Source organism: Vibrio sp. 2-2(8) (genome assembly GCF_963888495.1).
Classification (GTDB): domain Bacteria; phylum Pseudomonadota; class Gammaproteobacteria; order Enterobacterales; family Vibrionaceae; genus Vibrio; species Vibrio anguillarum.
Window position 1 is genome coordinate 1 of the sequence record NZ_CAWPJM010000055.1, and the last position, 14,174, is coordinate 14,174.

General features: G+C 42.3%; 11 protein-coding genes and 1 other annotated feature. Of the genes, 6 read left to right on the forward strand and 5 right to left on the reverse strand.

Annotation, left to right across the window (positions count from 1 at the left end; genetic code table 11):
• Nucleotides 1-164 precede the first annotated feature (164 nt).
• The 3 genes from clpB to rluD all read right to left on the reverse strand — a co-directional run bounded on the left by clpB (nucleotide 165) and on the right by rluD (nucleotide 4,548).
• Nucleotides 165-2,741, reverse strand: coding sequence for an ATP-dependent chaperone ClpB (gene clpB / locus AACV12_RS17480; RefSeq protein ID WP_026027339.1), 2,577 nt, complete (start codon nucleotides 2,739-2,741; stop codon nucleotides 165-167).
• A gap of 107 nt (nucleotides 2,742-2,848) precedes the next feature.
• Nucleotides 2,849-3,574: a peptidoglycan editing factor PgeF gene (gene pgeF, locus AACV12_RS17485; RefSeq protein ID WP_026028074.1), complete on the reverse strand. Its 726-nt coding sequence runs from the start codon at nucleotides 3,572-3,574 to the stop codon at nucleotides 2,849-2,851.
• Nucleotides 3,574-4,548 carry a 23S rRNA pseudouridine(1911/1915/1917) synthase RluD gene (rluD, locus tag AACV12_RS17490; RefSeq protein ID WP_013857530.1) on the reverse strand — a complete coding sequence of 325 codons (975 nt, stop codon included), beginning with the start codon at nucleotides 4,546-4,548 and terminating at the stop codon, nucleotides 3,574-3,576. Before rluD ends, pgeF begins: the two co-directional genes overlap by 1 nt.
• Nucleotides 4,549-4,703: 155 nt before the next feature.
• Between rluD and bamD the strand changes: the two genes are divergently transcribed.
• The 6 genes from bamD to yjjX all read left to right on the forward strand — a co-directional run bounded on the left by bamD (nucleotide 4,704) and on the right by yjjX (nucleotide 11,719).
• Nucleotides 4,704-5,429: an outer membrane protein assembly factor BamD gene (gene bamD, locus AACV12_RS17495; RefSeq protein ID WP_013857531.1), complete on the forward strand. Its 726-nt coding sequence runs from the start codon at nucleotides 4,704-4,706 to the stop codon at nucleotides 5,427-5,429.
• A 448-nt stretch (nucleotides 5,430-5,877) separates the two neighbouring features.
• Entirely contained in the window at nucleotides 5,878-6,204 is a 327-nt protein-coding gene (gene hpf, locus AACV12_RS17500) for a ribosome hibernation-promoting factor, HPF/YfiA family (protein WP_026027341.1), read from the forward strand.
• Between the two features lie 109 nt (nucleotides 6,205-6,313).
• Nucleotides 6,314-6,432 (forward strand) — a sequence feature (Phe leader region).
• Nucleotides 6,433-6,444: 12 nt separating this feature from the next.
• A complete protein-coding gene (pheA, locus tag AACV12_RS17505; protein ID WP_026028348.1) occupies nucleotides 6,445-7,623 on the forward strand; it encodes a prephenate dehydratase in 1,179 nt (392 codons plus the stop codon).
• Nucleotides 7,624-7,838: 215 nt separating this feature from the next.
• Entirely contained in the window at nucleotides 7,839-8,885 is a 1,047-nt protein-coding gene (locus AACV12_RS17510; RefSeq protein WP_017042910.1) for a polyamine ABC transporter substrate-binding protein, read from the forward strand.
• A complete protein-coding gene (locus tag AACV12_RS17515; RefSeq protein WP_170901098.1) occupies nucleotides 8,869-11,220 on the forward strand; it encodes a putative bifunctional diguanylate cyclase/phosphodiesterase in 2,352 nt (783 codons plus the stop codon). The genes AACV12_RS17510 and AACV12_RS17515 overlap by 17 nt, the downstream gene beginning before the upstream one ends.
• On the forward strand, nucleotides 11,192-11,719 hold the full coding sequence (gene yjjX, locus AACV12_RS17520) for an inosine/xanthosine triphosphatase (protein ID WP_094124107.1): 528 nt from the start codon (nucleotides 11,192-11,194) through the stop codon (nucleotides 11,717-11,719). The genes AACV12_RS17515 and yjjX overlap by 29 nt, the downstream gene beginning before the upstream one ends.
• 24 nt (nucleotides 11,720-11,743) lie before the next feature.
• On the opposite strand, the gene trpR is transcribed toward yjjX, so the two are convergent.
• The gene (gene trpR / locus AACV12_RS17525; RefSeq protein ID WP_013857539.1) at nucleotides 11,744-12,043 is read right to left on the reverse strand and encodes a trp operon repressor; all 300 of its coding nucleotides are present in this window, start codon (nucleotides 12,041-12,043) and stop codon (nucleotides 11,744-11,746) included.
• Between the two features lie 58 nt (nucleotides 12,044-12,101).
• Complete coding sequence (locus AACV12_RS17530) at nucleotides 12,102-14,051, reverse strand: transglycosylase SLT domain-containing protein (RefSeq protein WP_141138032.1); 1,950 nt, start codon at nucleotides 14,049-14,051, stop codon at nucleotides 12,102-12,104.
• Nucleotides 14,052-14,174 lie beyond the last annotated feature (123 nt).

Sequence of the window (14,174 nt, forward strand, 5' to 3'; positions counted from 1 at the left end):
GCCCATGTTTTTAGTTTCCTCTTACTTGTGGTGAATAAGAGGTTTACTTCTAGCATGGGCACTCCTTCGGGCAATAGCCCCAAGGTTCAATCACCACCGCCCAAGGCGGTGGTTTAGGGATGACAACAAAAAGGGCCATTTCTGGCCCTTTTGAATGTGAATGTTTAGTCTTGATGAGCAATAATTTGGTCATTGCTAACAACTAGCTTAACTTTTTTATCCGGTAGGATTCTTCCTGCCAAGATTTCTTTCGCTAATGGATTTTCAACGCTTTGTTGAATAGCGCGTTTCAATGGTCTTGCTCCGTAAACAGGATCAAACCCAACTTGAGAAATCAGCTCTAACGCTTTTTCAGATACCTCAAGCTGATAACCTTTCTCTTCCATTCGTTTACCAAGACGGGCTAATTGAATAGAAGCGATCGATTTAATTTGTTCTTGCGCCAACGGATGGAATACTACACTTTCATCCACTCGGTTTAAGAACTCTGGTCTAAAATGTTTACCTACAATCTCCATTACCTCTTTTTTAATGCCTTCATAATCCAAGCTTGCGAATTTTTCTTGAATTTGCGAAGACCCTAAGTTTGAGGTCATAATTACCACTGTATTACGAAAATCAACTGTGCGTCCTTGTCCATCAGTTAAGCGCCCATCATCTAATACCTGTAGTAGGATATTAAAGACATCAGGGTGTGCTTTCTCAACTTCATCCAACAAGATAACCGAGTACGGTTTACGACGAATAGCCTCGGTCAAGTAGCCACCCTCTTCGTAGCCCACATAACCTGGAGGCGCGCCGACTAATCGCGCTACTGAGTGTTTTTCCATAAACTCAGACATGTCGATTCGCACCATGGCATCTTCACTATCAAACATAAAGTTTGCGAGTGTTTTACACAATTCAGTTTTACCCACACCAGTTGGCCCTAAGAATAAGAAGGAACCAATCGGTCTATTTGGATCAGATAACCCAGCTCGGCTACGGCGAATCGCATTTGATACCACTTCGACGGCTTCAACTTGTCCGATAACTCGTTGATGCAGCGCATCCTCCATTTGCAGCAGTTTTTCTTTCTCAGCTTCCAGCATTTTAGAAACTGGAATACCAGTTTGCTTTGAAAGCACTTCCGCTATTTCTACATCAGTTACTTTGTTGCGCAGTAAAGTCATCTCTTGCATTTCAGCTTGAGTTGCAAGGTCGAGCTGCTTTTCAAGTTCAGGAATTCGGCCATATTGAAGTTCTGACATACGGTTCAAGTCACCCGCTCTACGTGCGAAATCCATATCCATACGCGCTTGCTCTAATTCGGACTTAATATGCTGTGTACCCGAAAGAGCTGCTTTTTCCGCATTCCAAACTTCTTCCAGCTCGGCAAACTCGCGCTCTTTCACTTTTAACTCTTCGTTTAACACCTGTAAGCGTTTTTCACTCGCTTCATCGTGTTCATTCGTTAGCGCTTGTTGCTCAATTTTCAGCTGAATAATTTTGCGCTCAAGCTTATCTAAAGATTCTGGCTTTGAATCTATTTGCATTCGAATACTTGAAGCGGCTTCATCGATCAAGTCAATCGCTTTATCGGGCAACTGGCGATCAGAAATATAACGGTGCGATAAGCTCGCAGCAGCAACAATAGCGGGATCGGTGATCTCCACATGGTGATGGAGCTCATAACGCTCTTTCAAACCACGCAAAATAGCTACTGTGTCTTCTACGCTAGGCTCATCAACCAGTACCTTTTGGAAACGTCGCTCAAGTGCCGGATCTTTCTCTATATATTGACGATATTCGTCCAAAGTCGTCGCACCGACGCAGTGTAGATCTCCTCGAGCCAGAGCGGGCTTAAGCATATTCCCCGCATCCATTGCGCCTTCGCCTCGACCTGCACCGACCATAGTGTGCAACTCATCAATAAAGAGGATGACATTACCCTCTTCTTTCGCTAGCTCGTTAAGCACCGATTTTAAGCGTTCTTCAAATTCACCACGATACTTAGCCCCTGCGACCAAAGACCCCATGTCTAATGACAATACTCGACGACCACGTAGACCTTCTGGTACTTCATTATTAATAATGCGCTGCGCTAACCCTTCCACAATCGCCGTTTTACCTACACCGGGCTCACCAATAATCACGGGGTTGTTTTTGGTCCGGCGTTGCAATACTTGAATGGTGCGACGAATTTCATCATCACGCCCGATGACAGGATCAAGTTTGCCTTGTTCCGCTCGTTCAGTTAGATCTATTGTGAATTTCTCAAGCGCTTGTCTTAGCTCTTCTGCATTTGGATCATTCACTTTCTGACCTCCACGCACTTTTTCTATTGCTTCAGAAACTTTTTTCTCGGTAAGCCCTATTTCTTTGAGTAATTGACCAAGCGCGCCCTTATCTTCTAGTGCGGCTAGCAGAAATACTTCCGAAGAAATGTAGGAATCTTGCCGTTTTTGCGCGAGTTTATCGCACAAATTGAACATAGTACCCATTGCGCTAGAAAGCTGAACATCACCACCGATACCGCTAACTTTTGGCAAACGGTCTAATATCTCACTGAGCTTCGAGCGCAATTGCATAACGTCCACACTTAACATAGTAAGAAGTGGACGAATTGGACTGCCATTTTGATCGAGCAATGCCACCATCAAATGAACAGGCTCGATATATTGATGATCACGGCCTAATGCCAATGATTGAGCATCAGAAATGGCAATTTGAAATTTGCTTGTAAATCGATCAAGACGCATACCAACTTTCCTCACCTTAATTGAGAAACTAATCTTACGTAGCTAAAGATGGCTACGCACTAGTGCTTTTTCAAGGGGCAAGTTAGGGAAGATTGATCTTGCGTAAGTTACTCTTCGATCCAAATAAATGAAGCTTGGCGACCTGTGATTCCGTCGCGTCGATAGGAATAAAACTGATGAGGATTATGGAAGGTACAAAGGCCGCTATCTGATATTTCTGAAACACCGCATTGATGCAACCTTAACGTGGCTAACTGTGCAATATTTGCTAGCCATTTTCCATTCTCTTGAAGAGAAAATGCAGCCTTTGCTTTGGTATTTTGATCAACAAAGGCATGGTATACATCATCACCGACTTCAAATGCCGTAGGACCGATAGCAGGACCGAGCCAAGCTAGGATATCACTAGAAAATTTGGCGAGCGCATTTTCGAGTATCCCATTAGCTAAACCGCGCCAACCAGCATGAACTGCAGCCACTTCGCTGCCTTGGTGATTAGTGAGTAGAACAGGTAAGCAATCAGCGGTCATTACAGAACAAACCACATTATGCTGATGGGTAAAAACACCATCGGCACTCAGAATCTGCTGAGTAGGTTGAGTAACCTCTAGCACTTGTGTTGAATGCGTTTGTTCAAGCCAAATAGGTTCAGAGGGCATCGCCGCTTGCTGCGTTAGCCATTGGCGATTTTTTTCAACGGATAAAGGATCATCCCCAACATGCATGCCTAAATTCAGTCCTTGATAAGGAGCTAACGAAAAGCCACCGACTCTAGTCGAGGAGAAAGCTTTTACATGTTTAGGTGCATTCCAGTTAGGGATGATCTTCTGCATTAGAACTCGTCTTTTTTATTCAACTTAGTATCTACGCGTAAAGCTTCCGCCATAATGATCATATCGTCAGGTACTGGCGCATGAAATTCTAGCATTTCACCAGTCACAGGATGCTCAAGTCGAAGCATAACGGCATGCAAAGCCTGACGATCAAAACCACGGATCATATCGGTCAGCTCTTGCGTTGCCCCTTTCGGAATGCGAGCGCGGCCACCATAGGCGGTATCCCCAAGCAAAGGATGCTGTAAATATGACATATGCACACGAATTTGGTGAGTACGGCCCGTTTCTAAACGCAAACGAAGTCGCGTATGTTCACGAAAATGCTCGGCCACACGATAGTGAGTTACCGCTGGTTTACCCATCGGGCTTACCGCCATCAATGTACGTTTTGTTGAGTGGCGGCCAATCGGCTTATCGATCATCCCACCAGCAGTCATAGTACCGATCACAATCGCTTCATATTCACGCGTAATCTTACGCTTTTGCAACGCTCGAACTAAATGTGTTTGTGCAGGAACCGTTTTAGCGACCACCATTAGACCAGTCGTATCTTTATCCAAACGATGCACAATCCCCGCACGAGGTACTTCTGCAATAGCTGGATAGTGGAACAACAGTGCATTTAAGACTGTGCCATCTGGAGTACCCGCGCCTGGATGAACGACAAAATCTCGTGGTTTGTTGATGACCATAATATCGTCATCTTCATACACGATATTTAAAGGTATATCTTGCGCTTCCCAACGCTCTTCATCTTCAAGCTCGGCTTGGACCGTAATGATTTCTCCCCCCATGACTTTCGTTCTTGGTTTAGTGATCACCTCACCATTGACCTGAACTTTGCCTTCTAAAAGCCACTCTTTTAGACGTGAACGAGAGAAATCTGCGAATAATTCAGCGACAGCTTGGTCTAAACGTTGACCTAACTGGCTATCTTTTACTGTATTTGTTAATTCAATCTGCTGAGCCATATCGAACTTTTTTAAAAACCGTGAGACTAATAGCGTCTAGTATGGATAAAATATGGCGTCATTGTATCTGTTACTGCTAAGAAAGTAACGAAACGATTTGTAAAGCGATTACGCACTCAATTAAGAAGCATTAATTCAAGGAAACGACTCCTGTCATGAAACACCACACTTTATCAGGCTTACTCGCATTATCACTGTTATTTGGCTGTTCAAGCAGCGAAGAGATTGTCCCTGATGTGCCGCCTTCTGAATTATACTCAGAAGCGCAAACCTCACTGCAAAGTGGTAACTGGTTAACAGCCATTCAAAAACTTGAGGCGTTAGATTCACGTTATCCCTTCGGCGCGTATTCAGAACAAGTTCAACTTGACCTTATTTACGCTTACTACAAAAACGATGATCTTGCGTTAGGTTTAGCGACCATTGAACGCTTTACCCGTTTGAATCCAACCCATGAAAAAATGGATTGGGTACTCTACATGCGTGGTTTGACGCATATGGCGCAAGATCGCAACTTCATGCATGACCTATTTAATGTCGATCGCGCGGATCGTGATCCAGAACCGGTAAAAGCTGCGTTTGCTGATTTTAAGAAACTGCTGCAACGCTACCCAACAAGCCCTTATGCAGAAGATGCTCATAAACGCTTATTCGCGTTAAAAAATAGGCTGGCTGAATATGACCTTGCCACAGCTGATTTTTACTTACGCCGTGAATCTTGGATTGCGGCCATCAACCGTGCTCAGGAGCTACAAAAAACGTATCCAGACACTGAAGCGGCTCGCAAATCATTACACATTCAGTTGGAAGCGTATAAACAGCTCAAACTGAACGATGCCATTGCCAGAACTCAAAAGTTAATTGCACTCAATCCACAATAGTTTGCAATAAGCTTAGGTACGCCATGAAAACCACTCACGCTTTGAGTGGTTTTTTTATTTGGAGTCGATGGGAATAATAACACGCCAGCAAAAGACGGCTGGAAAATGAGTGGTGCAGGGAAAACTGAAATAAAAAGGGAGGTGTTCAAAACATCGTTAGAATAAAGATCACAAAAAACACTTGAATAAGAAATGAGCAGCGCTCTTTTTAGGCCGCAAAAACACCCTAAAAATGAGAAATTCTTAGCTTGATCTTTTAACCAATCTATCCAGATTGATAGGAATCACAAGCTTTTTCTTTACTCTTTGTCAGCACTCTTTGCGTGAGATCACGTTTAAACTCGCCCTTTGAAATCACATTCAATAAAGTGATCTATATCACATTACTTTAGTATTAAATCAGTAATCTGAAGTTAACCCATGAGGGATGCAACAGAGGAAAACATCTATGAAAGTAACTATCACTGGTAAAAATATCGACATCACCTCTGCAATCCGCACTCACATTGAGAGCAAATTTAAAAAACTAGAAAAATGGCAAGTGGATATCATAGGATGCCAAGCTAGCTTTAGTGAAGAGCCCAATAAACAAAAAAGATTCGAAGCTATTATCACGGTACCCAAAGGACAATTAGTCGCTTCTGCAACCCACGAAGATCTTTACGCAGCTATCAATGAGGTAGAACAAAAATTAGAACGCCAACTCAACAAACTGCGCCATAAACCGGAAGCTCGTCGTACCGACAAACCGGAAGTAGAAGAAGAAGTTGAATAAAGTTTAATATGATGAAAAATAGCGCTTTCAAGCGCTATTTTTTTGCTTGACGCTCTACGGTTGCTTGCTTATTGTGTCTTTACATTCAAAGAGAAATCACCTTCTTATGCACTTAACCTCACTGTTCTTTTTTGACTTCTTTTTTCTCCAATAACCTTGGAGGCATGGTCGTTGACAGAAGATAAGTCAAAAACGAACAGGAAGCCTCCCACTGGGAGGCTTTTTTACAAGGACATTTTTATGACTGAAAAGCACTATTCACTTGAAGAGATCCGCTTGCGACTGAACGAGCTTGATGATCAACTGCTAAACCTACTGGCAGAGCGTCGAAAGTTCAGCATTGAAGTCGCTAAAAGCAAAGTGGAAACCGCAAAACCAGTGAGAGATGCAATACGTGAACAGCAACTTTTAGTCAAATTGATTAATACTGGTAAAGAAAAATACAATTTAGATGCTCAGTACATTACTAAACTATTTCATACCATCATTGAAGACTCCGTCTTGCTACAGCAAGCATACTTGCAGAATCTAGCCAATCCGCAACTAAGCCGCAAACCGCTGGCAAGGGTTGCTTTTTTAGGTGCTAAAGGTTCTTACTCCCATCTTGCAACCCGTGAGTACTTCAGTCGTAAAAATACAGAGTTGATCGAACTCAATTGCGATCAGTTTAAAGAAGTCACTAAAACAGTTGAATCAGGTCATGCTGACTATGGGGTATTGCCGATTGAAAATACCAGTTCAGGTTCAATTAACGAAGTGTATGATTTGCTGCAACATACTACCTTGTACATTGTCGGTGAGCTCACTTTACCGATTGAGCACTGCTTGGTCGCCACCTCTGAATTACGTTTGGAAGAGCTTAAAATCCTTTATTCACACCCACAGCCCCACCAGCAGTGCAGCGAATTTTTAAGCCGCCTAAAAGGCGTTACACTTGAAACCTGTGCGAGCACCGCTGATGCGATGCAAAAAGTACAGCAGCTTAATCGCAACGATGTTGCCGCAATTGGCAATGCTTCTAGCGGTAAACTGTATGGCTTACAATCGATCAAATCTAATATCGCCAATCAAACAGAAAACCAGACTCGCTTTATTGTTGTTGCGCGAAAACCCGTGGAAGTCTCTACTCAAATTCCAGCGAAGACGACATTAATCATGTCGACATCACAACAAGCTGGTTCACTTGTTGAAAGCTTGTTAGTGCTGCAACGCTACGGCATCAATATGACCAAATTGGAATCGAGACCTATTATGGGTAATCCTTGGGAAGAAATGTTCTATGTTGATCTTGAATCACATCTTGATTCCATTGAAATGCAGCAAGCATTGAATGAGCTAACAAAAATCACTAAGCATTTAAAAGTATTAGGTTGCTACCCAAGCGAAAATGTTAAACCGACCCAAGTAAAACTTCAATAATCACATTTAAGTCAAATATTTGACAGAAGTCAGCTGACAGCCATCAACATAGTTCATATAATGCCCAATCATTTCACACATAATTAATCACTATGTTTTGGGCTGTCAGCCTACTTTGAATTCACGGAATATATTCCGCACGTCATAAGATATCTGTGACACTTTCATTGTGAACGATGCCCTTTTCCAATAAATAAGGTTCATCTACTTATATCATGATGAAAATCCATCCTTTGGCTTTAATGCTATTTCTGCTAGGCATTTCAGCGCACATTCGAAGCTCAGAGCTCAATATTTATTTGTGGGAAGACACTATGTCACCGCAAATCGTTGATCAATGGCGGCAAAGTAGCGGCATCGATATTAATCTATATCATTTTGATAATGACGATGAACGCAGTCTATTGATGGTCAAAAGTGTCCAGCTACCTTTTGATATTGTAGTGTTAGATAACGTATCAGCTCTTATCTACTCTCGGCTCAACACCTTTGAAGATCTGAGTGCTCTACCGAATAGAAAGCATAATGATACGAAATGGAATCAAGCGTGCGGTAGCCACGCCATTCCCTACTTTTGGGGAACCGTAGGCATCGTCTACAAAAAAAGTAAATTTCCAGCCAAACCCAAAAACTGGGCTGATCTCATCGACATGCCACCAGCACTCCAAGGCCATGTGGGGATGCTTCACGATACAGTTGAAACCCTGTTGCCAGCATTGTATGCCCAACAACAATCGCCAATTACAAATAACGATAATGCACTGAAACAGGCTTATCAAAAGATGCTATCCGTGAATCGCAATATCTTAACCTATGAATATATATTGAGTTACGTCCGAAGCCATCCTGACAGTGATGGCTTAGATATGGCACTCGCATACAGCGGTGACCAATTTTCATTGAATAAGTATTTTGGCAGCAATGATTGGGATTTTGTCACCCCGCAAGGCCGACCCTATATTTGGGTTGATTGTTTAGCCATCAACAGCAATTCAAAAAATAAAGAACATGCAAAAGAGTTTATAAACCACTTATTGAGCCCAGAAGTTGCCGCAATAAATGCAAAAGATATTAAAGCTGCGACACCAAACTTAAGTGCCCTAAATTTAATGCCAGATAGTTACCGAAATGATGCATCATTATTTCCAAACCCAGCTTTGTTAGAGCAAGGCATTATTGATAGCGAATTGCTCCCTGCCGATATTAGTTTGAGAGCAAAAATCATTAACAGTATTTTGGAACAACATGAAGCTCAACAATAGAATTCTGTTGCTGATAACACCGGTTATTCTTCTCAGTGCAGTGGCATCTAGTTACATTATCTACTCCAATCAGAAAGATGCTTTGCTGAAAAGAGAAGAAAGCTATCTTCAACTGAGTATGGAAAAACTCGCGGGTCACTTTCGTCAAACCCAATACCTGGTGAATAGCTACGCTTACACCCTCACGAAAAGCGATATCATTCGTCACTACGTTGCACATGAGCGCAACCCTTATCGAGAGTTAGAACTGGTTGATAACTTTCAGCAAACATTGGACATTCTCCAATCACAAGAGAATAATTTCATTGCGTTATCGATTTTGGATGGCAGCAAAAATGTTCTTTATTATGCCGAAAATAGTGGTGACCCCTTCGCTAAAATCGATACAAAAATTCTCAACCACATACAAGACACTTTCGATAGCACACAGAAAACCTCTTATGTTGACTATACGACAAATTCCAGCGGTGAAGGTATTCTAGTTCGGTATGATGTTTTAGATACTCAAACACTTACGACACCGCTTAGCTATAACCGCGATAAAATTTTCTTTGTTGTTGTTTTCGTCGTACTAGAACCCTTTAATCGACTGATGAAGAAAATAGAATTTGATAACCGAAGTACCATTTTCTTCACTGACGTAGCGGATATTAAAAAGGTAGGATTAACGCAAACTGTTGAATTAAAATCAGATCTTTATGCCACGCTTGATCCTGCACAGTATCTAATTAACGACAAACTTTATGCCATTAAAAAACGGTTAGCGTTGTCGTTTGGAATATCGACTCTAGTGACTGTGTTGCTGCTTTTGTATTTATTATACCGGCATGTAATCAAGCCCATATCCCAATTAGATCAACAATTGAAAGAAGTAGAGAATAAGCAGCGTGACAATATCGAAACTCTCAAGAGTAACGATGAAATTGGCCGGCTATCCTCTCGTTTTTACGATATGTATCAGGAGCTTGATACCACATATAAGAAAACAAAAGCACTTGCCGAGTACGACCACTTAACAAAACTTGCCAATCGCCACCACTTTCAACAATCGGTAGAAAGAGTGCTAGCAAAAGCAAGACACACAGATAACATCTGGGTTTTGTATATTGATTTAGATAATTTCAAATACGTCAATGATAAATATGGACATCAGATTGGTGATGTATTGTTAGTCAATTTTGCACAACATATCGGCTCATTGCGCAACTTTTCCTTTGAAAAGTATCAAGTTAAAAGTTTAGCTGCTCGACTCTCTGGGGATGAGTTCTCAATTTTTATCTCTGCCCCTAGTACTTTTAAACAAGCCGCAAGCGAATTTGCAAGCCAGTTACTGGCTCCACTACAAAATCAGCACAATTCACCACTCGGGAACTTCCCAATCACAGCAAGTATCGGCATAGCCACCTACCCAACCGATGGCTATACCTTAGAAAAATTATTATCTAATGCTGATACGGCCATGTATCAAGCAAAAAATGCCGGGAAGAACCAAATAGCTTACTACTCGCCAGAGCTCAATAAGGGTGTTCAGCGCAGAGCCAATATTGAGCAAGCATTACGCCGAGGTGATTTTGATCAGGAATTTAGCTTGGTCTACCAACCTTATTTAAATCGTGCTGGCAATACAGTCTCAGGATTTGAAGTTTTACTTCGTTGGGAATCCAAGTTGCTCGGTACGATTTCACCAAAAGAATTTATTCCGATAGCTGAACAAACCGGGTTATTTGGCAACATTGATCGCTGGGTCGTCCGTTCAGCTTTCGAGGAGTTCCATGCACTGCAAGCGATGTTTGAACACCCTGTTCAGTTATCGATTAACCTTTCATCAGCAGAATTAAACTCTTTACAGTTAGCTCATTACATTCATAAACATGCGCAGGAGAATGCAGTTCCTCCCCATTTGATTGATTTTGAAATTACAGAAACTTTTTCTGCCAATTCAAAAGGTTTTCCACTGCTTCACGAACTATCGCATTTAGGCTACGGATTGGCGATTGATGATTTCGGTTCTGGTTACACCTCCATTACTCAATTGGTGCAATATCCAGTACAAAAAATTAAGTTCGATCGGCTTTTTTTAGATACACTCATCACCACTGACAATCACAAGATCATTAAGCCTTTGATCGAACTTTGCCACTCTCAATCAATGCAAGTCACAGCTGAAGGGATTGAAAGTAAAGAGATGCATAATTGGCTTGCTGATTACCAATGTGATTTCATGCAAGGCTATTATTTTGCCAAACCAATGCCATTAAATGCGTTGGTTTCATGGTATCAACAACAAAAAGAGTTAAACGCTGTTTATGAAAAATGTGATCATTGCCTCTCTTAACCCGGCCAAAATCAATGCAGTCAAAAGTGCATTTGAAAGTACCTTTCCGCAGGATACTTTCTCATTTAAAGGGGTGAGTGTGCCCAGTGGTGTCGCGGAGCAACCGATGACAGATGAAGAAACCCATCAAGGCGCACTTAACCGAGTACGAAATGCGAAAGAGCAAGATCCCACGGCAGATTATTACGTCGGGTTAGAAGCGGGCATTGAGAATACAGTGACTTTTGCATGGATGGTGATTGAATCCGCCACTCATAGAGGAGAATCGCGTTCAGCCAGCTTAATGCTACCACCTCAAGTATTGAAGCTGTTAAGCCATGAAAATGAGCTAGGCGATGTGATGGATAAACTGTTTGACTGCCAAAATATCAAACAGAAAGGTGGGGCGATCAGCCTGCTCACTCATAACCAACTCACTCGCAGCTCGGTCTACCATCAAGCATTGATCCTCGCGTTAATCCCTTTTATCAACCCAGAGCATTTCCCTGCTAATTTATAAAAGGTTGGCAAACTCAAGGAACCCTTAAGACACCTTGAGTAGCAGAGCGGCTAATTGCGACTTTTCTTGTTCTGATTTACTTTTGAGCTCATTTGAGCCACGCGTAATGGTCGCAATTCCTACTCCGAGCAATTGGCTAATCTGCCGCTGTGATAACTCCCCTTTAAGTAGCTCACATAAGATGTTCGCACGCGCCACGAGCGCATCTCGCTCATCTGGGGTCATCATCATGGTGAGTAGCATTGCGTGCTGCTCTTGCTCTGTGGCTGATTTAACCAATTCCATTAGCTGCTGCCAATCAGTGTACTCAGGTTGGTGTGGCATGAATGTACTCGCAAAGTGATACGTTCCGCTATTGTAGAACTTTCACTTCGTATTGGAATTAATATTTTGTATTGAGCTCATCTTGGTTGAGAAATTCACCTTCAATCCCCATCAAATCTCGATAGTAAGTCTCAAACATCAAAATATTTTGCACATACCCGCGGGTTTCCCGAAAAGGGATCGCTTCAATAAAAGCGTAAGCATCTAACTTGCCTTGTGTTTTCTCTCGCCATTGATTGACGCGATTTGGCCCAGCGTTATAGGCAGCAAATGCAAAAATTCGATTGTCGCCGTATTGCTCTAATAATCCATTTAAATAATGGCTGCCTATTTCGATATTTTTGCCCACCTCATATAACTCTTGCTCATCGTTATAGGTCAGCTGATATTTTTTAGCCGTATACTTAGCCGTGCTCGGCATAATCTGCATGATACCGCGAGCGCCAACGGGCGATTGAGCCTCAACATCCATTCCACTTTCTTGACGAGCAAGTGACATCAGCATAATTGGGTCAATGTCGTGTTTTTGGCCATAGAAGTTAAACCACCATTGATGGGCTAATGGAAAACGCAATTGCATGTTGTCCCACATCCGCGCCGAAATAGAGGCTGTCACAGTTAAACTATACCAACGTTGGGAGTCGGCGTAGGCTGCTAGCATCTCTTTTTCTTTTGTATCTGCACGATCGAGTAACCATTTCCATTCACTTTTTGCAGCCGCGATTTTATCTCGTTCAATCAACTCTTGGATCCGTACTAAGGCTTTTTTATACGGCGTCAATAAATTGGGATTAAGCTTAATCGATGTACTGGGATAATTTACTGACTGTTTCACCATATTAGCGGCCGCGACACTGTAGAAATTACGTTGCCCAATCATCGCATTTAAACGTTGTAATCCTTTGGCTTCATCACCCAACGCAATATCAGCGCGCCCAAGCCAATATTGCCAACGTAAGCTGGCTTTTTCATCAGCGGGGAGCTGCTCTGTCCAGAATTTCACTTCATCCCAACGACCAACGGTCAGTGCCTTGCGGATCCTCTGCTCGAGCAAAAGACTGTTTGAGCTTTGCGCTATCACACTATCTCGCCAGTTTGCGAGTGCTTGCTCCTCGGTATCAAGCAATATTCTGGCTATATATTCTGCAATAGGACGCTGATAAGCATCCGACAGTATTTTCTGATCGAGAAGAGTTTGGTACACACTTTGCGCAAGCTTTGCATCTTGGCGTGCTAGCTTTTCTAACGCAAATTGAATCGACTGCTGATTAAACGTGCCATCGGTGTATTGTTTAGCAAAAGTCAACACATTTTCTGGCGAGCGGTAGAGATCCATCATCGCTTGCGCTGTCGCCTGTGATTTTGGCTTAACTAATTTTTTCTGTAAGTATTTCATTAGCGTTAAATTACGCCCATCAAACGCCAATAACATTCGTTTAAGCAACCAGTCATCGGTTAACCCGCCTTGCTCACTCCATGCGGTGAAGAGTGGATCACAGGCGTCAGAAATGCTACTGCCACTGAGCCATAGTTTTTGTGCGCCTTTGAACGCAATATCTCGCTGGCCTGTTTGGTAATGCGCATTATAGTAATGACAGCGATAAGGCTCATCATTCGGCTCCACTTTTTGAAAATCAAGCAAGGTAGCCCATTTTCCTTTCGCCGCCAACGCATCTAGATACGGTGCTCGAATGCGGTTTGAAAACGGGAAATCTTGATGTGTATCGATAAAAACCTGAACCGCTAATGGCGGTTTATTACCAATATCGACCAGCAGAGATCGATAATCCAGATAAGGCGTCAATGGATAGTTTTTGATCTTATTTCTAATTTTTTTAGCTTCATCAACTTTATCTTCATCAAGCCACCTCTGAGCTTGATCGTACAGCTCTCGTTGACTATCCAAATCCTCTATTGCGCCTGAAAACGCGGTGCCGCACACCAAGGAGCTCAACGCTAATATTGATGATAACAATCGCTGCGGTCTTATAAAATGCATGAGCGCCATGTGCTCTCGTCCTATCCAAAGCAAGGGAATTTCCGTTTCATTACGCTGATTCTAGATAAAAAAGTAAAGGCCATAGATGTAAATAATATTAAATTCATAAAAGTGCGACATATGAACTTAGTA

Bases quoted from the DNA above. Each gene is read 5' to 3' on its own strand.
- clpB (WP_026027339.1), bottom strand. From the start codon at position 2,741: ATGCGTCTTGATCGATTTACAAGCAAATTTCAAATTGCCATTTCTGAT.
- pgeF (WP_026028074.1), bottom strand. From the start codon at position 3,574: ATGCAGAAGATCATCCCTAACTGGAATGCACCTAAACATGTAAAAGCT.
- rluD (WP_013857530.1), bottom strand. From the start codon at position 4,548: ATGGCTCAGCAGATTGAATTAACAAATACAGTAAAAGATAGCCAGTTA.
- bamD (WP_013857531.1), top strand. From the start codon at position 4,704: ATGAAACACCACACTTTATCAGGCTTACTCGCATTATCACTGTTATTT.
- hpf (WP_026027341.1), top strand. From the start codon at position 5,878: ATGAAAGTAACTATCACTGGTAAAAATATCGACATCACCTCTGCAATC.
- pheA (WP_026028348.1), top strand. From the start codon at position 6,445: ATGACTGAAAAGCACTATTCACTTGAAGAGATCCGCTTGCGACTGAAC.
- AACV12_RS17510 (WP_017042910.1), top strand. From the start codon at position 7,839: ATGATGAAAATCCATCCTTTGGCTTTAATGCTATTTCTGCTAGGCATT.
- AACV12_RS17515 (WP_170901098.1), top strand. From the start codon at position 8,869: ATGAAGCTCAACAATAGAATTCTGTTGCTGATAACACCGGTTATTCTT.
- yjjX (WP_094124107.1), top strand. From the start codon at position 11,192: ATGAAAAATGTGATCATTGCCTCTCTTAACCCGGCCAAAATCAATGCA.
- trpR (WP_013857539.1), bottom strand. From the start codon at position 12,043: ATGCCACACCAACCTGAGTACACTGATTGGCAGCAGCTAATGGAATTG.
- AACV12_RS17530 (WP_141138032.1), bottom strand. From the start codon at position 14,051: ATGGCGCTCATGCATTTTATAAGACCGCAGCGATTGTTATCATCAATA.